Below are 18,978 nucleotides of genomic sequence, written 5' to 3'. Positions count from 1 at the left end.
GGGCGGATATAGCCTCTAAGGTTTGTCTGAACAGGTCAGCGTTGCCTAATCAGTACCGAAAATGTGCTGTCAGAGCGGCTGATGCTGCAGCAGTCCTATCCGCATCAATGGGCTTCAAGGAGGCAAACGCTTTCAATGTTGGTTTCGCTTCAAGCGCTAAGGGCTCTGGCAGCCTGGCTCGTGGTGTTTCATCACTTCATGCAGGTCTTCTTTGATTTCCGGTCCGACACCCTGGTCGGCCATCTGCTCTCAACGCGAGGGCAAGTGGGAGTCGATATCTTTTTTGTGCTCAGTGGGTTCGTGATCTATATCTCGACAGCAGGTCGAGCCATGCCCACGTTCCGGTTCATGGTGAATAGGATCGCGCGAATAGTGCCCGCCTATTGGCTTTATACCGGTATTACCGCTGCCATCATTTATTTTGCGGCGGATGTGATGCCTGTTTATAGAGTGGCAAGCAAGGAGCTATTGCTATCGCTGTTTTTCATTCCGAGCCAGAATCCCGGAGGATTCGGTTTGTATCCCACGCTGCCTGTAGGATGGACGTTAAATTATGAAATGCTGTTCTATCTGTTGTTTGCACTGTCATTCAAAGTGCCGGAACGCTGGCGACTCTGGGTTGTATCGCTTCTGGTGGTTGGGGTCAGCGTTGCGTCAGCAGAGCAGCCTTTTATCAGCCATTTCTACCATAATCCCATCATGTATGAGTTCTTGTTGGGCATGGGTATCGGTGTGCTGTACCGAAAGGGGTTCATACCGCAAAGTCTGAAGGTAGCGCCACTGGTTGCAGGATTTTCGATAGCCACGATTCTGCATTTTGATGCCGGTAATGACTGGCGTTTGCTGACTTGGGGTGTTTCCAGCGCCTTGCTGGTAGCCAGCTGTATCGCAATGGAGCCACTGTTTGCGGGTAATCGGGTTCTCAAGGCGTTGGGTGATTGGTCCTACTCGGTCTATCTCATTCACGTCATCGTCCTATGGCTGGGCGACTACTGGCTACATCATCAGGTGGGGTTGAATCCCTATGAAACCCTGCTGCTGTGCTTGCCGATCATTCTCGTGTTGTCATGGCTCAGTTTTGAATTCATCGAGCGTCGAATGACCCGCAAGGTTAAGACGGCATTGGAAGCGGTCCCGGCGCGTATTGCCGAGACCCTGGAGGCGCGGGCTCGCTGATCAGCGCCAAGCGTTGCGCTCGGCTTCGCTAAAGTCGGGCACAACGCTGATCCCTTCTTTTGCAGAACGCTGGACAGCCTCGATGACAGCCATGAGTGAGCACGCCTGGGCTGGCGTAACCGGGTTTTCTGCCTCACCCCGTAACGCACTGATCACGCCTTGGTAATAACAACGATGATCCCCTGTGGGCACCGCTACAAGCTCTTGAGTGCCGTCGGCATGGAACAGCTGTCCGGCATCCTCATCCAGGCCCCAATGTTCTCCGCCCGGCAAAATACCCTGACGTAATGCGTCCTCCTGACGGTCAGCGCCACGCTTCAGCCAGCTGGCCTGTGTACCCTGGATCATGAAGCGGGGCGATCCTCCAGCGCTCAACATTCCGGCCTGCAGGATCGCCTGAGTACGTCCATAGTCGAGTACGACGTGAAACCAGTCATCCGCCAGTGCGCCTTGCCGCTGCTTTACAAGCTGGGCAGTTACACGGTGCGGTACACCAAACAGGCAGAGTGCCTGATCCGCCAAATGCGGCCCCAGGTCGTACCACAGGCCGCTGCCCGGTCCATCACTTTCACGCCAACGTTGCCTAACCTCGGGCCGGAAGCGTTCGATACGCGATTCATACACGGCGATCTCACCCAGACGATTGCTGTTTATCAGCTCCTGAGCGCCTAGGAAGTCACTGTCCCAGCGGCGATTCTGAAAAACGGACAGAAATCTATTTTCTGCCTGAGCAATGTCTGCCAGCTGGCGCGCTTCGCGAAGCGTCAGTGTAAAGGGCTTGTCCACCACGACATACTTACCCGCTCGCAAGGCTGCTTCAGCCAGTGTTGCATGGGTATCGTTGGGCGTGGCCAGGACCACCAGATCGACCTTAGGATGCGTTACTGCAGCGTGATAATCACTGATGACATTGATATGAGGGCGTTGAGAGCGAATCTTATCGAGCTGGCGAGAGGCAATATGCGTCAGAAGAAGGCCATCGACGCTTTCGATGAGAGGGGCATGAAAGATTTCCCCTACAAAGCCATAACCGATGAGAGCAACTCGAACCTGCGTATCCATGATGAACCAATACACTGACTGAAATGAAGTCGCAGTATAGCTAGGCTGGACACTATCGATAAGAAAGCCGCGAGAGGAAACAATTCTCTCGCGGCAAGGTGGGAGATACGTTATTCCTTACCTAGCGCTGCCTGCTTGGCCAGGAAGTCGTCCTGCAGAAGCGAGTCGGTAAATTCCTGTGAATCTTCCAGATTAATCGGGTCGTCGATGTGGCCGGTAGACGTAACCTTTGCATCAAGTTTTCCGGTGAGGTGTTCAAGGGCGTGTCGCATTTTTTCTGCAGCGCCATCTACGGCAAGGTCTAGCGCTTCGGCTTTATGAGTCACTGAGATCGAGCGGTACCCCTTGGGGCGGGCTTCGATCTGACAACGCTTATCTTCCGCTCCGGATTTTTGAGCATTCTCATCGCTCAAGTGAATTTCAACGCGGGTCAAGAGATCTTCGAAACGCTCCAGGCGATCGACAACAGCAGAACCTACCCATTCTTGCAGCTCGGCACTGCCTTCGATCTGATTGGTGTTCACTTGGACTTGCATACCACATCCTCATGTTTTTTGACGTGCCTATCTAATAGGACGGGCTCGGCAGTAGGAGGTTCATCTTTTAAAGACTAATGGATGCCAAGTACTTCGCCATGCAAGGCATGGAGCTGGTGCCGATAACGCTGGTAGACAGCTTCATAGGCACGCGCGCGGTCGGGATCAGGAGAGACGTGCGATGCTTCGTCCAGCTGCACGCAGCGTTTGCTCAGCGATTCAAGGGTGTCTGCCGAGTCATGCTGAGAAGACCAGCACCATGCTGCCTGTATGGCACCGCCAAGGGCCGCCGCTTCGGTGTGAAGGGTGCTGATGACCGGCGTATCCATGATATCTGCCACCAGCTGCCGCCAGACAGGGCTTTTGGCTCCTCCGCCAATCAGGCGAACAGTCTGGCTGTGCATGCCGGTGTCGCGCAGCAAGTCCAGCCCATAGCGCAGGCCAAAGGTTACGCCTTCGATCATCGCACGGCACAGGTTGGCACGGGTAAGGTTGGAGGCGGTCAGGCCCAGCAGGCTCGCCGTAGCAGTAGGCAGGGAAGGGACGCGCTCGCCGTTCAGGAAAGGTAGAACCGTAATACCCTCAGCCCCAATGGGTGCCTGTTCGACAAGGCGGTTAAAGGTATGCAGGTCGATGTCCAAAAGCTCGCGTAGCGCGCCGCTTGCGTTTGTCAGGTTCATGGTGCAGATCAGCGGCAGCCAGCCGCCAGTCGAAGAGCAAAACGTTGCGACAGATGCATGCGGGCTAACGCGGAGGCTAGCAGAGTAGGCGTATACCGTTCCGGAAGTGCCCAGGCTCATGGTAATAAGGCCTTCCTGACTGTTTCCGGTGCCGATTGCTCCCATCATGTTATCCCCACCGCCACTGGATACGATGACGTGCTCATTCAGACCCAGCCGCTTGGCAACCGGTGGAAGCAGCGTGCCGACAGGCTGATGGGCCTCGATGAGTTCAGGCAGAGCCTTCATCAAGCGTCCAGTCGGATCAAGGTGCAGAAGCAGGTCGTTATCCCACTGCCGGGACCGCACATCGAAGTAGCCTGTCCCTGACGCATCGCCAAACTCGGTACAGCAACGGCCGGTGAGCCAGTAATTCAGGTAGTCATGGGGAAGCAGAATATGAGCGATGCGGGCGAAGAGGTCGGGAAAGTGTTTTTGTGTCCATCGAAGCTTGGATACGGTATAGCCCGGCGCAATGGCTATACCAAGACGTTCCAGCGAACCGGCAGGCCCGCCTAGGTAATCGAGCAGCTCCTCGTTCTCTAGTGTTGACTCGGTGTCGCACCACAGCTTGGCAGGGCGGAGCACTTGGCCTTCATTGTCAAGTAATACCAGCCCATGTTGTTGGCCTGATATTCCAATACCCCGGAGAGCGTTTCGTGGCAGGCCAGCATGAGCGAGTGCTTGCTGTGTAGCCGTTTCAAATGCCTGGATCCACTGTTCAGGCAACTGCTCACGACGGCCGTTGGGCCCGCTGATCATGTCGTGGGCTGCGGAGCCTTCCCCCAGGATCTGGCCCGTAGCTGAGTCGAGAATGACGGCCTTGGTGCCTTGTGTACCGCAATCAATACCAAGAAACATGTGTAGTCTCGCTGTTGTTCGTACTGAAAGGCCCTAGATGCATTTGCTTCTAGAGCCTGGGGATCACCTGTCTGACTTCAGAAGATTTTCCAGAGTTTTCTCTACGCCTAAGGTTTTCAGGCTGGCGAGGTTACGTTCGAAGGAGGCAATAAAGGCGGCGGATTTTGGGATAGAGGTTCCAAAGATTTCCTCAACACCCAGCAGCTGCTCGGTTAGGCGCTGATCGTTTCTGACCAGGGATTGGCAGAAGTCGGCGCGGGGATCAGGAATACGGTAGGTTTCGCCGCGCTCGTCTACGCCTTTGAGATAAAGCGCCCAGGCGGCCACGACGAGGGAGGCGCGATCCAGGTTCTGCTTGTCGGCAATCAGACGATTGATAGTGGGGATGGTGAACTTGGGAAACTTGGACGATCCATCCGAGCAGACGCGCTCCAGCTGATCGGCAATCGCTTGGTTGGAAAAACGCTCGATCAGCTTGTCCTTGTAGGCTTCCAGATCAATACCGGGAACAGGGGCGAGCTGCGGGGTAACATCCTTGTTCATGTAATCACGAATGTACTGGACGAATAGTGGGTCATTCATGGTCTCGTGAACAAAACGATATCCCTTGAGGAAACCCAGGTAGGTAAGGGCAAGATGGCTGCCATTGAGCAGCTTGATTTTCATCTCCTCATAGGGCGTAACGTCGTCAGTGAACTGAACACCTACCTTTTCCCAAGCCGGTCGGCCATTGACGAATTTGTCTTCCAGTACCCATTGCATGAAGGGCTCACACGCAACCGGCCAGGCATCTTCGATGCCGTAGCTGTCTTTTAGCTTTTGCTTGTGCGCGGTGCTGGTCATAGGGGTGATACGGTCGACCATCGCGTTAGGAAAGGAGACGTTTTTGGCGATCCAGTCCGCCAGCTCCTTGTCTACCAGTTTGGTAAAGGACAGTAGCATTCGCCGGGTGACGTCGCCATTATGAGGAATGTTGTCGCAGGACATGATGGTGAAAGGGGGTATGCCTTCGCAACGGCGTTTGCACAAGGCCGCCAGCAGAAATCCGAAAACCGTTTTAGGATCCTCCGGGTGGGCGATGTCATGCTGGACCAGCGGAAGTTCATCGTTGAACTCGCCGGTGCTATCGTCCATGCAGTAGCCGCCCTCGGTGATGGTCAGCGAAACGATGCGAATATGGTGATGGGCCAGTTTATTGATCAGTGCCTGGGCACTGTCTTCTGCCAGCAGCATCTCGCTGATTGCCCCCACAACACGGACTTCAAGATCTGGCGTGTCGCCCAGCTCGAAAAGCGTATAGAGATAGTCCTGCTCGGCTAGAGTGTCGCGCATGGCGCGGTCTTCACTGCGCAATCCCACCCCACAAATGGACCAGTCCAGCGCCTCGCCCTGATTGAGAAGGGCTTCGGTATAGATGGCCTGATGGGCTCGATGAAAGCCACCAACGCCGATGTGAGCAATGCCATGCCGGGTCTGACATGGCACGTAGCTTGGCGTGCGGATCGGGTCTGTCAGCTGTGCAAGATTCTGGCGATTGAGTTTCATGCAGGTGTCTCCAGGTGTGGCCCTATTGAGCCACGCGAATTCAGTTGATCAGGCGGCTTGTTGCAGGGCACGGCTTACGGCCTGCCCATGCTCATCGAAGAGATGACAGTGGCTCACATCAACGGCCAGCTTGAGCCGCTCGCCATAGGCACCCGAAAAGTCTCCCGGTACGCGTACGGTGAGGGGTTCGTCAGACGGCGTGGTCATGTGACAGTACGTATCGCTGCCCAGGCGCTCGGTTACGTCCGTGACCACGGGTAGCTGACCTTGAGGGTCTATGACGAGATGCTCAGGGCGAATGCCCAGGGTGACTTCGTGGCCGACTGCCAATGCTCTGCCGTCACGTGGCAGACGCAGTCGAGGTCCGCTGGCCAGCTCGATTTCCGTCACCTGAGCGCTGGTATGGATGACCTTGGCTTTCAGGAAGCCCATCTTGGGTGTGCCCAGAAAACCTGCGACGAAGAGATTGGCAGGGTGATGGTAGAGGTCCAGCGGCGAGCCGACCTGTTCGATACGGCCGCCGTTGAGCACTACCACTTTGGTTGCCAGCGTCATGGCTTCGACCTGATCGTGGGTGACATAGATCATGGTCGCCTTGAGTTCCTGGTGCAGCCTGGCCAGTTCCAGGCGCATCTGGACACGCAAGGCAGCGTCCAGGTTGGACAGGGGCTCGTCGAAGAGAAAGACCTTTGGATTGCGTACGATGGCGCGGCCAATGGCGACACGCTGGCGTTGGCCGCCGGAGAGCTGGCGGGGCTTGCGTTCAAGCAAATGACCCAATTCGAGGATACGTGCCGCCTCGTCAACTTTCTTCTCTATTTCGCTTTTGGCAATTCCCGCCAGATCCAGCGCGAACGACATGTTCTTGCGCACCGTCATATGGGGGTAAAGCGCATAGGTCTGGAACACCATGGCCAGATCCCGTTTGGCGGGGCTGACTTCGGTAATGTCACGGCCGTCCAGCTCGATGGTGCCGCTGGTGACATCTTCAAGGCCGGCAATCAGGCGCAGCAGCGTGGACTTGCCGCAACCGGAAGGACCGACAAACACCACGAATTCACGGTCGTTGATATCCAGGTCGACACCCTTGATGATCTCGATGGAGTCAAAGCCTTTACGCAAGTTACGAATCTTTAACGTAGCCATGGAAAATCCTCTTGTTCTTATTTGACGGCGCCGAAGGACAGGCCGCGTACGAGTTGCTTCTGACTGATCCAGCCGAAAATCAGGATAGGTGCGCAGGCCAGTGTCGAGACGGCAGACAGCTTGGCCCAGAACAAGCCTTCCGGGCTTGAGTAGGACGCGATCAGGGCAGTCAGTGGCGCGGCGTTGGACGAGGTGAGGTTGAGTGACCAGAACGCTTCGTTCCAGCACAGGATCAGCGACAGCAGGACCGTCGACGCCAAGCCCCCTTTGCTGATGGGCAGAAGAACCCTGACGATTTCCTGAAAGGTGGTGGCGCCATCCAGGCGAGCGGCTTCCAGGATGTCCTTGGGAATATCCTTAAAGTAGGTGTAGACCATCCAGACCATGATGGGCAGGTTGATCAGCGTATAGATGATGATCAGCGAAAGCTTGGTATCGAGCAGGCCCAGGCTTTTGGTCATCAGGTAGATCGGCATGAGAACGCCTACGGCCGGTAACATCTTGGTCGAAAGCATCCAGAGCAATGTTTGCTTGGTCAGGCGCGTCTCATGGAAGGCCATGGAGTACGCCGCTGGAACCGCCAGCAGTAAGCCCAGCACTGTAGAGCCAAAGGAGATGGCGACGGAGTTCCAGGCAAAATGAAAGTAATCGCTGCGCTCCTGAATGTGCAGATAATTCTCCAGCGTGGGCATAAAGATGAACTGCGGAGGGGTTGCAAAGGCATCGATTTCAGTCTTGAAGCTGGTCAGGATCATCCAGAAGATTGGAAAGAACAGCACCAGCGCAATGATCCAGGCCAGCGTGCCGAGAATGGCACTGTGCAGGCGACGAGATTGCTTGAGCGTCATCATGGTCGCATCCTCACTGTTGGGTCAGGTTCTTGCCAAGCATCCGAACCAGGATGATGGCGGCAATGTTGGCGATCACGACAGCGATCAATCCGCCTGCCGAGGCCATGCCTACATCGAATTGCAGAAGTGCCTGGTTATAGATCAGATACGCAAGGTTGGTAGACGCGAAGCCAGGGCCGCCACTGGTGGTGGTAAAGATCTCAGCGAAGACCGAAAGCAGAAAGATCGTTTCGATCATCACCACGACGGCAATGGGACGCGCCAGATGGGGCAGGGTGAGGTGCCAAAAAATGGCAAGCGGGCCGGCACCGTCCAGCCGTGCTGCTTCTTTCTGCTCCTGATCAAGCGACTGCATGGCGGTCATCAGGATCAGAATAGCGAAGGGCAGCCATTGCCAGGACACGATCAAGATGATCGACAGCAATGGATAATTTGCCAGCCAGTCGATTGGCTGTGCGCCGAAAAACTTCCAGACGGCGGCGAGAATGCCTGAAACCGGATGGAAGATGAGGTTCTTCCAGATCAGCGCACTGACGGTAGGCATGATGAAGAAGGGGGAAATCAGCAAGACCCGTACAATCCCACGCCCCCAGAACTCGGTGGCTTCCAGAAGCGCTGAAATCAGTACGCCCAGGACCACACTGATCAACAAGACACTGCCCACCAGTAGCAGGGTGTTGGTCATGCCCGGCATGAAGCCGGTGTCGGTGATGAAGTATTCGAAATTCTCCAGACCGACGAAGTCATTCTCACCGGGGTAGAGTAGGTTATAGCGAATTAGCGAAAAGTAGATGGTCATGCCCAGTGGCACGATCATCCAGAGCAGAAGCAGCAGGACCGACGGGCTGACCAGAAACCAGCCGGGGCTGGTCCGGCGCTTGCGGGCGGTGTGCTCACGAGCTCGTGCCTGGGTAGAGACGGGGCTTTTCAACGTGGTTGTACTCATGACAGTCGCTCCGAACCGTTGCAGCGAGAGGTCTACAGGGCGGCCATCCAGAGAGCTGTCAGGCCAGGCTTGTCCTGAAGCGGCGTAGCCATTACGGCCACGCCGAACCGGTTAAGCTATTTGGGATAGCCTGCGCGTTTCATTTCGCGAGAGGTCGACTGCTGGGCAGCCTGCAACGCCTGTTGCACGGGCATCTGTCCAGTCAGTGCCGCCGAGAACAACTTGCCCACCGAGGTGCCGATAGCCTGGAACTCAGGAATGGTTACGTACTGAATACCCACATAAGGAACAGGCTTGGCAGCGGGATGCGCCGGGTCGGCCTTTTCCAGCATGGACAGGGATACCTTGGCGAAGGGGGCGGCCTGCATATAGGCCTCGCTGTATGTAGACTTGCGCGTACCTGGCGGGACGTTGGCAATACCTTCCTTGTCAGCTACCAGGGTGGCGTATTGCTTGGATGTCGCCCATGTCACAAAGGACTGTGCAGCTTCCTTGTTTTTGGAGCTGGAAGGGATCGCCAGGGACCAAGCATAAAGCCAAGACGAACCTTTATCGGTTACCTGCGTTGGGGAGGCGGCAAAGCCCACCTGGTCAGCCACCTTGCTTTGCGATTTGTCGGTCGTAAAAGATCCGGCCACGCTGGCATCCACCCATAGGGCGCACTTGCCGCTGTTGAACAGCGCCAGGTTTTCGTTGAAGCCGTTGCTGGACGCACCGGGAGGGCCGTACTTCTTCATCGTATCGACATAAAAGTTGGCGGCCTTGGTCCATTCCGGGCCAGTGAATTCCGGCTGCCACTTTTCATCGAACCAGCGTGCACCGAAAGCATTGGCCATAGTGCCGATCAGCGCCATGTTTTCACCCCAGCCAGCCTTGCCGCGCAGGCAAATGCCATACTGATCCTTGTCAGGATGGTGAAGTTTGGCGGCAAATTCACCGAGCTGTTCCCAGGTTGGCTGCTCGGGCATGGTCAGCCCGGCGTCCTTGAAGAGGTCCTTACGGTAGTAGGTAATTGAGCTTTCCGCATAGAACGGCAAGGCATACAGCGTGCCCTTGACGGACAAACCTTCTCGTACCGAAGGAAACAGATCGTTCACATCATAGTCGGCTGGCAGGTCTTTCATAGGTTCCAGCCAGCCTTTGGCGCCCCAGAGACCGGTTTCGTACATGCCAATGGTCAGCACATCGAATTGACCACCCTGCGTGGCAATGTCAGTCGTCAGGCGTTGGCGAAGTACGTTTTCTTCAAGGACTACCCAATTGAGTTTGATATCCGGATGCTGCTCTTCAAAGGTTTTGGAGAGCCGTTGCATTCGAATCATATCGCTGTTGTTAACGGTGGCGATGGTGACCGTGGCGGCCTGAGCATAGGTGACGGCACAAATTCCGGTTGTAGCGAAAAGCGCTTTCAATAGCATGTTCATGTCGCACTCCCTTCTGCGCCGTAGCGACAGAAGCTCTTATTGTTGTTTTAACCCCCAGACTACGAAACAGGAGGAGCGTGTTCGATTGATTACACCTCTTAAGTTAAGCGGTAGACAAATGCGAAAACACACTCAGACTGATACTTTTTTGCACTTGTTAGCGAGTGATCTTTGGGTGTGAAATGGCAACAGAACGCTCTGCAGTAGGGCTTGGCGCGTTTTTGGCGTTGAGCCTGCGTGACAGAAATTGCAAGGTATTGGCAGGCAATGAGCAGTCGCCCGGACCCGGTTTATACGTTCTGCTCGGTCAAGCGTTTTACCGTGAGGCGCCGATAATGCGTAGGCGTCATGCCTTTCATTTGCTGGAAGCGGCGATTGAAATTGGAAATGTTATTGAAGCCTGACTCGAAACAGACGTCTGTCACGGCCTTTTCGCTTTGCGATAACAGCTCGCAGGATTTGCTGATACGCAGGCTGTTCACGAATTCAATAAAGCACCGCCCGGTAGCCTTGCGAAAGAAGCGGGAAAAATAGGTAGGCGTCATGCCCAGGTGCTCTGCTGCTTCTTCAAGCGTGAGCTCACTGGTATAGCGCTCGAAGATGAAGTTAAGCGCCTTGTTGGTACGGTCCAGCGTATGTTCGTCGTCTTCCGAACGAATCGGCGCGCCGCTCAGCAGGTGATAATCCTCACAGGTCGCCAGCAGTTCCATCAGTACGAAAAAGTGACCCAGACGGCTGGCACCCCGCGTCTCGGCAATACGCTGCAGAAGATCTGCCGATTCGTTGATGGTGCGCGAACAGTGGAACTGAATGCCGAAACGGGCGCGCTCAAGTAGCGGGTTCAGTGCATTAAGTTCAGGAAAAACTGTCGCCGCGTTTTCAAGCGTCTCATCGGTAAAGTTAACCAGCATGTCGCGCTTGTCGATGACCTCACCTTCCGCTACTTGGCTGATCCAGTTATGGGGCAGGTTAGGACCGGTCAAGAACAGGCTGTAAGGATAAAAGCTGCCGATATAGTCGCCAATGAAGGCTGTGCCCGAGCTGGCTATGATCAGATGCAGCTCGTATTCCTTGTGAAAATGCCAGCGAACCAGAGGGCAGGGGAAACCGTGCTCGCGGTAGATCACCGAATGACCGCTAAGGTCGTCCATCAGTTCATACGACGGATCGCGTTTGCGCAAAGGTCGAGTCATGGCCGGGTCCGTGGTGTTGTGGTTATACGGAAAAGGCCACCGCAGCATAGTCTGCTTCCTCCGAAATGTCTTTAGCGGCTCAACGATACGGCCATGCCGGGTCAGGTAACGCCGGTTTGTCGCCGGTCATACAGAAGCCGGTTGCATTTTGCTACCGTAACGCCTCCCCGCCGTCCGGATCAGGATGGTGCGACTCTAAAAAGCAAAGATTATGACTACTTATTTAGATGCCTCGTTAAACTGGCTCAGGAACTATCCCGAGCTTTACACGCTGTTCTGCCTGACCTTGCTGCTGCTGGCTGCCTGGTTATGTAACTGGATTGTGAAGCGTATTCTGGTGAAGGGTGTTTACCGGCTATTAAGCAGTGCTTCGCTGGGTCTTAAAAGTGAGGTCACCAATACCCCGATGATCGCGCGCCTGGCTAATGTCGTGCCAGCCTTGATCCTTTCGACGGGTATACTCGCAGTGCCCGGCCTGCCGGAGGCGTTGGTCACAGTAGTTGGGAACGTGTGTAGCGCGTTCATTATCCTTACTATCGTGTTGGCGATCAGTAATCTGCTCGATATTGTCAATGCGGTTTACCAGCGCCGTCCCGATGCGCGATTCCGGCCGATCAAGGGGTACATCCAGGTCCTCAAGATCGGCATATTCTGCCTGGCATCCATTCTGATCATCGCCACGCTGATTGATCGCTCGCCATTGATTCTCCTGTCCGGATTGGGCGCGATGGCTGCTGTGCTGCTATTGATCTTCCAGGATACGCTCTTGTCACTGGTGGCCAGCGTACAGATCTCATCCGGGGACATCGTGCGCATCGGTGACTGGATAGAGATGCCCCAGCTCAACGCCAGTGGGGATGTCATCGATATCGCTTTGCACACGGTCAAAGTGCAGAACTTCGACAAGACGATTACCACGATTCCTACCAAGCGCTTCATCTCCGATGCGTTCAAGAACTACCGCGGTATGCAGGAATCCGGAGGTCGCCGCATCAAGCGCAGCCTTTTTCTGGATCAGCAGAGCGTGCATTTCATCGATGGTGATGAGTATCGACATCTGCATCGTTTCAGCTTGCTGGCGGACTACCTGGACAACAAGCAGAAGGAGCTGAAGGAGTGGAATGATAAACTGGCTGAGCGCGGTCAGGAGCCTGTCAACACGCGTCGTATTACCAACCTGGGTACATTTCGGGTGTATGTGGAGCGTTACCTGCGTAGCCATCCCGGCCTTCGGCAGGACATGACCCTACTGGTTCGCCAGCTCGATCCTACCTCCAGCGGTTTACCCCTGGAGGTGTACTGCTTTACCAATACGGTGATCTGGGCGCAGTACGAAAATATCCAGAGCGATATTTTCGATCATTTGCTGGCGATCCTGCCGGAGTTTGGGCTTCGTATCTATCAACAACCCAGCGGGGCGGACATGCGCGCCTTTCTGACGTCGGATCGACCCATCAACGCGGTAACGTCGCTGGATGACAAGCATCTGACCATACGATAGGCCGGGACGCTTTTTACCTTTGACGGTGCAACCTGGGTAATACTAGCTAGCGACGGAGCGTCTGGGTCAAGCCAACGCTCCAGCTTGCGTGTCGGGTGGTTGAGAAGGTGCCGTGATAAAAGAATTCAGAAATGCCTACTGGAAACGCTGGCTCAGAAAGCAGGGCTGCAAGCTGTCGAACGGACCTCTTGGCCTCAGTAGCAGAACCACATTGCTACTGGAAGAGCATGTTTCGATCGGCCCTGTGGATGTGGCTGCCCGTCATCTTTCTGTTGGAGCCTATACCTATATTCGAGGCGGCAGCGAGCTATATCTGGTCCAGTCTATCGGGCGTTTTTGCTCGATTGGCAACAACGTTCTGATCGGACAGGAGCGGGATACCCATCCCGTTCACTGGGCAACTTCTCATCCGTTCGCGTCCGATGAGGCGGGGCTACTTTACCAAGGCAAGCAGAAGATGAGCGTCATTGGCCATGATGTATGGATTGGCCGTGATGCCATGATTATGGATGGGCTCTCGGTGGGTACCGGTGCGGTTATCGCTGCCCGAGCACTGGTTACCAAGGATGTGCCGCCTTATGCCATCGTAGGGGGTTCTCCGGCCAGGATCATTCGATACCGCTTTGCGCCTGAGCTTATTGAGCGATTATTGGCGTCTCAATGGTGGACGCTCAGCCCGGAGGCGCTCAGGCAGCTTCCTTTCGATGATCCAGAGCGTTTCGTGCAGCATGTGTCCGGCAGCGCACCGCCAGCAGCATACAAAACGGTGGAAATCACCCGAAAAGGGTGTCGAGTGTGCTGACTCATTTGCCAGAACTCGTCTGGCAGGCGTCCTAGCCGCTTTTGGGCAGCTTGCCATGCTATGTCAGAGGGGCCGGTTACTTGAGAACGCAGGATGCACTGATGGAGGGATTCATTTTTATCAGCTGGGTCCGCGCATCCATGCAGGTTTTCTGAGAATTGAACTCCTGCATGGCGACCATGGGCGAGCTGCCCTTATCGGTATGAGGATTGGTTGTATTCAGAAGGGTCACCACAAGAAGAACCCAAGTGCTCATAGGAGCTCCGTTTTAGAAACAGCGTCAGTGTTGTTACCAAGCGTCTTTTTCTACCTTAAAATTGAAGCCGGCTTATGGCGCTGAAGCGGTACGCTACCGCCTTACGCTGCCGGCTTTTTCACTGGGGCTGGAGGATACAGGATCACCGCAGCCCGCAGCTTGCTCTTGCCGAAGCGGCTGAGTTTGTCGAACTCGGCATGACTGACCGGAATGTGTTGGCAGTCCAGCTCCCGACGATGTTGGCTATGGTCTACGTCTGGGTCGTGGAAGTAAATGAAGTCTTCGTCGCAACCGGTTACAGCGATCCAGTGAGGGCCTTTGGTCTGGATAAGGCGAAAGCTGCTGATCAACACCAATGGCAGACCACCATCGGCAATGATTTGCGGGATATCCAGCTTTGTTCGAATCAGGCGTTCAATATCAGTCTGTTTGAGTTCCCGGCTGAAGTCCTCATGCACCAGCCGCATCACGTCACGTTTTTCTTCGCTGCGTACGCCTTCCAGGAAAAGAGGGCCGCGGGTGTTAACCTGTAACTTCACACGAAAGCCGCGGCGTCGGGCGGCCAGGGCCAAGCCGTGTGGCCCGCAGCCACCGTGGCCGGCAGTCATGTAAATGGTGGTAGCCTCACGCCAGAGACGTAACTCTTCCCAGCGCTCCAGCGGGCGCCCAGGCTCCAGCGCGCCCATGGCCATCAGAAGCGAGGCCGGGCCGCAGGTGAAATCCGTGGTCTGTCTATAGAAGGGTACCTTGCGTAGCCGGCCTTCACCGGGCTGACGGATACGTTTCTCGAAGCGCAGCGCCTGACTGTGATCTTCGTAATAGTCATCGACGGTTGCAAAAGGAAGATAGCCATTGCGTTCATACAGGGCAATGGCTGCAGTATTGTCCGGGCGCACCTCCAGACGCATGTACGCACAGTCCCGCTCAATGGCACAGGCCTCGGCCGCCTCGAGCAGGCGCTGCCCAAGCTTGTGACCCCGAGCTGCCGGGTCGATGGCAATGGAATACAGCCGCGCCAGGGAGGTGTTTTGGTGAAACAGAACCAAGGCGTACCCCAGGGTATTTCCAGCTTCTTCCACCAGCGTGAGAGAGGCATTGGCTCGAGTCAGCATCCATTGGAAATTGCGCCGCGAAAGGCGGTCGTAGTCAAAGCACCGTTTCTCCAGCTCAACCAGTGCGTTGAGGTCCTCGTGAACAGCAGGGCGTAGCGTGAAATTCATTTGTGTGAATCCCTAGCCAGGTCAAGCGCCTCAGAGACAGTCGCTCGGGCCTCAGCAGTGCGGTTAAGCCGCGGTTAATGGAGGCTGTGTTACGTAGTTTTCGTCTGTCCATCAATTGGTACAGACCGAACCTGAGTCGTTTGACAGGAACGTTGGTAATAGGCTCCCAAGGCGATTATCTGCACCGAGGAGGTGTCGTGAGCAAGCTGTATATCATCGTCGAGCGCAAGGAGGATTGGTCATCCTATTATCCGAGCGAAGACGTTATCACTGCCCAGCAATACCTTGAGCAGTCAAATGAGCAAGATAACGGCAAGCGCGTGCAGATCATCAACCTGTGCCGTAATCAGAAGTACCTGGGGCATGGGTATTACTGCTCATTACTGGCAGAGGCTCGTGGCCACAAGGTAATTCCCTCCGTTCGCACCATCAGTGAGCTCTCCCGTAAATCCATCTATAACCTGGCTCTGGAAGATCTCGACAGGTTGTTGAGCAAGGCCTTGAAGGGCCATCCCTACGCCAGTGCTGATGGGTTCACGTTGACCCTGTACTTTGGACGAACCGATATCGAAGCCTTGCAGGATCTGGCCCGCCAGCTGTTTGAAGCTTTCCCCAGTCCACTGCTGCTCGTGGATTTTCGCCGCAATCGTGAGGGCTGGCATATTGGAGGCGTCAAGCTGGGAGCCATACATAAGCTGCACGAAGCTCAGGAAGACCTTTTTGCCAACGCCCTGGATGGTTTTAGTCGGCAGGTCTGGCTCAAGCCGCGCGTAAGAGAAAAATATCGTTTCGAAATGGCCATCCTGCATGACCCGAAAGAAGCGTTTCCGCCTTCTGATGCCAAGGCTCTGAAGAGCTTTGTCCGGATTGGCAGGCGCCTGGGAATTGATGTCGAGTTGATCGAGAAAAAGGATTACTCGCGTCTTTCGGAGTTCGATGCGCTATTTATCCGTGAGACAACTGCCATCGATCACCACACGTATCGTTTCGCCAAAAAAGCGGAAAGCGAGGGGTTGGTGGTAATGGATGATCCCCGCTCGATCCTGCGATGCACCAATAAAGTCTATCTGGCGGATTTGCTCAAGGCACACAAGCTGGACATGCCCAAGACGGAAATCCTGTACAAGGACAATGCCGCCCAGTTGGCAACGGTAGGGGAGCGGCTGGGCTTTCCGCTGGTGCTAAAAATTCCGGATGGTTCGTTCTCGCGTGGCGTTATGAAGGTCTCCAATCAGGAGGAGTTGAACAAGGCGAGCGCCGAGTTGTTCGAGCGCTCCGTGCTGCTCCTGGCCCAGGAGTTCTTTTATACCGACTATGACTGGCGCATAGGCGTGCTCAACCAGGAGCCGATCTTTGCCTGTCAGTACTTCATGTCGAAAGGGCATTGGCAGATCTACGATCACAGCGCCGGTGCGGTCGAGAGCAGTGGTGACTTTCGTACCGTACCCATTCAGGAGGCACCTCATGAAGTGGTCGAGCTGGCGGTTCGTACTGCCAACCTTATCGGCGACGGCCTGTACGGAGTTGACCTCAAGCAGGCGGGCGAGCGAATGGCGGTCATCGAGGTCAACGACAATCCCAATATCGACTCAGGGATCGAGGATGCCGTCCTGAAGGATGATCTGTATGCGTTGATTCTGGAGGAGTTCATTCGCCGGTTGGAGTTGCAGCGCAACGGTCAGCGTTGGTGATCGCTGATGTTCTTAAAAACATTTGGACGCTAAAGTATCCCGCAGAGCGGTTGGAGTCCTAGAGAGAGTTCTCAATCCCAGGTAAGCACGTGCCGAAAGAGTGCCGATAAAACATAGGCTTCAGGCGTAGCTGTAACGCCTGAAGCCTTTTGGCTCAATGAAACACCATCCAGATCAGCAGCCCGGCCTCGAAGAGACAGAACGCCGTCAGGCACGCCATGGTGAACTTGAGGCCCGCGTCGTCACGACGGTAGGCGGCAATCTGCTCCTGCAGTTTGAACAGGCTGAGGTCACGCTCATGCAGGTTCTTGTCGGCCTGTTCCAGCATGCTGCCTACATCCAGCAGAGAAAGCACCTGCACCTTATCCATGTTCCATTCGCTTTTCAGCTCGCTGGCCTTGGGCGTGCTGCAGATGGCCTTGAGTGTTTGCCCTTCAAGATAGGTAAGGGTAAAGCCCTGGGCTTCCAGCGCATGGTCGCGGCGCTTGCGCATCTCTTCTACGAATCCATCACGGGCTGGCAGGTCAAGGTTGGCCACCTTGTAGTGGCCCCACTTGGTCTTGGCCCATGCAATGCCCTGAGCCAACAGAAAGCGGCCCAGGCCACGATTGGATGGCTCGACTTGCAACAGTCCGCCTTCAAGTCCGCCGGGTTCGGCGGTGAAGCGGATCTCCTTGTTCTCGTGATCAGCCCAGATATTCAGGAAGTTTTGATCACGGTGAACGCGCTGTCCGGGCAGCTGAATGCTCAACGATAAAACGCTCAGATCGTCTCCATGCCGTTCGGTCTTGCCAAACTGCACGAAGCGCAGCGGGCGTGGCCCGGTAATACGGTCCGTAGGTAACGGTGCCAGACGCAGCAGGTAAAAGTGTTCCGGTCCGAGCTCGGCCCACGGATGCGTCTGCTTCTCGGGGGCGGTTTCCTCGGCGGTAGTGGGTTCTTCAATATCGGTTTCAGTCATGGCCGCGATCCTTTTCTACCTCCGCATGGGGTAATTCAAATCGCTATATCGGCCAAATTAGCGTGGACTAGAGACTTTTTCCTGAATGAAGACGGTCATTCGTTCCACCAATTCACCCGCTAATGGAAGATCCGGGTTGTTGTAGGTGGAAAGCTGAGCTTCGACATTGGCTGGCGTGATTCTGAGCATATGGTTCATGCCTGGAATCAGCGCCAGCTCGGCCTCGGGCCTTGCCCGTTTAAGCGCCTCGGCATCCTTGATGTCTACCTGAATGTCATGCTTGCCCTGGATGATCAATGCCGGAGCCTTGACCTGAGCGAAGGCCTGGGCGGGATTCTCCCGGAAGAGGGTGATCAGGTAAGGCTGAACGCTAGGGCGAAACAGCACCATCAGGGGCTCCGGTACCTGAAGCTGCATCTGGCCTTTATCCAGCTGATCCATGATCCATTGTGCGCTGGCCAGCAGCGCAGGGGACAGCTTGGTTGCCAATTGCTCGCGCAACACGTCGTCGATAGGGCGGCCACTTCCCGACAAGGTAATCAGGGCATCGGCACCTGCATCGTTGGCAGCGAGGCTGGCCATGAGGGCGCCTTCGCTATGGCCGATCAGGATCAATTTTGTAAAACGCGGGTCTGAGTGGAGCTTTTTCGACCACGCGACGATATCTGCAACATAGCGTGGGACGCTCAAGTCTTCTTCTCGTGGCGCAGCAGGCGTACTTTGGGCAACGCCACGCTTGTCATAGCGAACGCTGGCAATACCGTTCTCAGCCAGGGCCTCGGCCAGGCGTTTCAAGGCAAAGTTACGCGCCATGGGGTTATTGCCGTCACGGTCTGTAGGCCCGGAACCTGCAATGATAAGAGCTACCGGCTGTGGCTTGTGACTTTCCGGCATGACCAGGCTGCCATACAGCGTTCCGTTGGCCGTCTCAAGGTTAATAGGGTGATACAGGATCGGCCCCCTGGCCGCGAATGCGGGTAGCGTCAGAAGGCAACACAGCAGAACAAACAGGCGGGACATCACAGCACTCATGACCATAAACAAAGGGCACCGGACGGTTCCGGTAACCCGTAATTGGACGCAGCGTA

17 protein-coding genes are annotated in these 18,978 nt (G+C 55.4%); 4 read left to right on the top strand and 13 right to left on the bottom strand.

Annotated elements, in window-relative coordinates:
• The first annotated feature begins 135 nt into the window (after positions 1-135).
• Complete coding sequence (locus tag B3729_RS19045; protein ID WP_286788702.1) at positions 136-1,176, top strand: acyltransferase family protein; 1,041 nt, start codon at positions 136-138, stop codon at positions 1,174-1,176.
• Here the strand turns inward: B3729_RS19045 and B3729_RS19040 are convergent, their stop codons facing one another.
• The 9 genes from B3729_RS19040 to B3729_RS19000 all read right to left on the bottom strand — a co-directional run bounded on the left by B3729_RS19040 (position 1,177) and on the right by B3729_RS19000 (position 11,459).
• On the bottom strand, positions 1,177-2,238 hold the full coding sequence (locus B3729_RS19040) for an oxidoreductase (protein WP_286788701.1): 1,062 nt from the start codon (positions 2,236-2,238) through the stop codon (positions 1,177-1,179).
• Positions 2,239-2,348: 110 nt separating this feature from the next.
• The gene (locus B3729_RS19035; RefSeq protein ID WP_010797985.1) at positions 2,349-2,774 is read right to left on the bottom strand and encodes an HPF/RaiA family ribosome-associated protein; all 426 of its coding nucleotides are present in this window, start codon (positions 2,772-2,774) and stop codon (positions 2,349-2,351) included.
• 74 nt (positions 2,775-2,848) lie between these two features.
• Positions 2,849-4,354, bottom strand: a complete 1,506-nt coding sequence (gene xylB, locus B3729_RS19030; protein WP_286788700.1) for a xylulokinase — start codon at positions 4,352-4,354, stop codon at positions 2,849-2,851.
• Positions 4,355-4,417: 63 nt separating this feature from the next.
• On the bottom strand, positions 4,418-5,899 hold the full coding sequence (locus tag B3729_RS19025; protein ID WP_239380554.1) for a mannitol dehydrogenase family protein: 1,482 nt from the start codon (positions 5,897-5,899) through the stop codon (positions 4,418-4,420).
• A 48-nt stretch (positions 5,900-5,947) separates the two neighbouring features.
• Complete coding sequence (locus tag B3729_RS19020) at positions 5,948-7,045, bottom strand: ABC transporter ATP-binding protein (RefSeq protein ID WP_286788699.1); 1,098 nt, start codon at positions 7,043-7,045, stop codon at positions 5,948-5,950.
• A 17-nt stretch (positions 7,046-7,062) separates the two neighbouring features.
• On the bottom strand, positions 7,063-7,896 hold the full coding sequence (locus B3729_RS19015) for a carbohydrate ABC transporter permease (protein ID WP_122042811.1): 834 nt from the start codon (positions 7,894-7,896) through the stop codon (positions 7,063-7,065).
• A 10-nt stretch (positions 7,897-7,906) separates the two neighbouring features.
• Positions 7,907-8,842 (bottom strand): carbohydrate ABC transporter permease, encoded by a 936-nt coding sequence (locus B3729_RS19010; protein WP_019365100.1) that lies wholly within the window; start codon positions 8,840-8,842, stop codon positions 7,907-7,909.
• Between the two features lie 116 nt (positions 8,843-8,958).
• The gene (locus B3729_RS19005) at positions 8,959-10,266 is read right to left on the bottom strand and encodes an ABC transporter substrate-binding protein (RefSeq protein WP_286788698.1); all 1,308 of its coding nucleotides are present in this window, start codon (positions 10,264-10,266) and stop codon (positions 8,959-8,961) included.
• Positions 10,267-10,556: 290 nt separating this feature from the next.
• Positions 10,557-11,459: an AraC family transcriptional regulator gene (locus tag B3729_RS19000; RefSeq protein WP_286788697.1), complete on the bottom strand. Its 903-nt coding sequence runs from the start codon at positions 11,457-11,459 to the stop codon at positions 10,557-10,559.
• A 211-nt stretch (positions 11,460-11,670) separates the two neighbouring features.
• On the opposite strand from B3729_RS19000, the gene B3729_RS18995 reads away from it, so the two are divergent.
• Together B3729_RS18995 and B3729_RS18990 are read left to right on the top strand one after the other, a co-directional pair.
• Positions 11,671-12,960, top strand: coding sequence for a mechanosensitive ion channel family protein (locus B3729_RS18995; protein ID WP_197870229.1), 1,290 nt, complete (start codon positions 11,671-11,673; stop codon positions 12,958-12,960).
• Between the two features lie 112 nt (positions 12,961-13,072).
• On the top strand, positions 13,073-13,762 hold the full coding sequence (locus B3729_RS18990) for a CatB-related O-acetyltransferase (RefSeq protein ID WP_409438638.1): 690 nt from the start codon (positions 13,073-13,075) through the stop codon (positions 13,760-13,762).
• 76 nt (positions 13,763-13,838) lie between these two features.
• Here the strand turns inward: B3729_RS18990 and B3729_RS18985 are convergent, their stop codons facing one another.
• On the bottom strand, positions 13,839-14,018 hold the full coding sequence (locus B3729_RS18985; RefSeq protein WP_010797995.1) for a hypothetical protein: 180 nt from the start codon (positions 14,016-14,018) through the stop codon (positions 13,839-13,841).
• Positions 14,019-14,119: 101 nt separating this feature from the next.
• Positions 14,120-15,238: a GNAT family N-acetyltransferase/peptidase C39 family protein gene (locus B3729_RS18980; RefSeq protein ID WP_286788696.1), complete on the bottom strand. Its 1,119-nt coding sequence runs from the start codon at positions 15,236-15,238 to the stop codon at positions 14,120-14,122.
• 197 nt (positions 15,239-15,435) lie between these two features.
• On the opposite strand from B3729_RS18980, the gene B3729_RS18975 reads away from it, so the two are divergent.
• The gene (locus tag B3729_RS18975; RefSeq protein ID WP_286788695.1) at positions 15,436-16,929 is read left to right on the top strand and encodes a RimK family protein; all 1,494 of its coding nucleotides are present in this window, start codon (positions 15,436-15,438) and stop codon (positions 16,927-16,929) included.
• A 154-nt stretch (positions 16,930-17,083) separates the two neighbouring features.
• Here B3729_RS18975 and B3729_RS18970 read toward each other — a convergent pair whose 3' ends face one another.
• Together B3729_RS18970 and B3729_RS18965 are read right to left on the bottom strand one after the other, a co-directional pair.
• The gene (locus tag B3729_RS18970; protein ID WP_286788694.1) at positions 17,084-17,890 is read right to left on the bottom strand and encodes a hypothetical protein; all 807 of its coding nucleotides are present in this window, start codon (positions 17,888-17,890) and stop codon (positions 17,084-17,086) included.
• Between the two features lie 57 nt (positions 17,891-17,947).
• Positions 17,948-18,913, bottom strand: coding sequence for an alpha/beta hydrolase (locus B3729_RS18965; RefSeq protein WP_286788753.1), 966 nt, complete (start codon positions 18,911-18,913; stop codon positions 17,948-17,950).
• Positions 18,914-18,978 lie beyond the last annotated feature (65 nt).

Source organism: Pseudomonas sp. UBA3149 (genome assembly GCF_002364655.1).
In the GTDB taxonomy this organism is placed as follows: Bacteria; Pseudomonadota; Gammaproteobacteria; order Pseudomonadales; family Pseudomonadaceae; genus Chryseomonas; species Chryseomonas luteola.
The sequence above is the reverse complement of the archived record's forward strand: the minus strand, read 5'-3'. Positions and strand labels throughout refer to the sequence as shown.

Coding starts and splice junctions, on each gene's coding strand:
- B3729_RS19045 (WP_286788702.1), top strand. CDS start 136: ATGTTGGTTTCGCTTCAAGCGCTAAGGGCTCTGGCAGCCTGGCTCGTG.
- B3729_RS19040 (WP_286788701.1), bottom strand. CDS start 2,238: ATGGATACGCAGGTTCGAGTTGCTCTCATCGGTTATGGCTTTGTAGGG.
- B3729_RS19035 (WP_010797985.1), bottom strand. CDS start 2,774: ATGCAAGTCCAAGTGAACACCAATCAGATCGAAGGCAGTGCCGAGCTG.
- xylB (WP_286788700.1), bottom strand. CDS start 4,354: ATGTTTCTTGGTATTGATTGCGGTACACAAGGCACCAAGGCCGTCATT.
- B3729_RS19025 (WP_239380554.1), bottom strand. CDS start 5,899: ATGAAACTCAATCGCCAGAATCTTGCACAGCTGACAGACCCGATCCGC.
- B3729_RS19020 (WP_286788699.1), bottom strand. CDS start 7,045: ATGGCTACGTTAAAGATTCGTAACTTGCGTAAAGGCTTTGACTCCATC.
- B3729_RS19015 (WP_122042811.1), bottom strand. CDS start 7,896: ATGATGACGCTCAAGCAATCTCGTCGCCTGCACAGTGCCATTCTCGGC.
- B3729_RS19010 (WP_019365100.1), bottom strand. CDS start 8,842: ATGAGTACAACCACGTTGAAAAGCCCCGTCTCTACCCAGGCACGAGCT.
- B3729_RS19005 (WP_286788698.1), bottom strand. CDS start 10,266: ATGAACATGCTATTGAAAGCGCTTTTCGCTACAACCGGAATTTGTGCC.
- B3729_RS19000 (WP_286788697.1), bottom strand. CDS start 11,459: ATGACTCGACCTTTGCGCAAACGCGATCCGTCGTATGAACTGATGGAC.
- B3729_RS18995 (WP_197870229.1), top strand. CDS start 11,671: ATGACTACTTATTTAGATGCCTCGTTAAACTGGCTCAGGAACTATCCC.
- B3729_RS18985 (WP_010797995.1), bottom strand. CDS start 14,018: ATGAGCACTTGGGTTCTTCTTGTGGTGACCCTTCTGAATACAACCAAT.
- B3729_RS18980 (WP_286788696.1), bottom strand. CDS start 15,238: ATGAATTTCACGCTACGCCCTGCTGTTCACGAGGACCTCAACGCACTG.
- B3729_RS18970 (WP_286788694.1), bottom strand. CDS start 17,890: ATGACTGAAACCGATATTGAAGAACCCACTACCGCCGAGGAAACCGCC.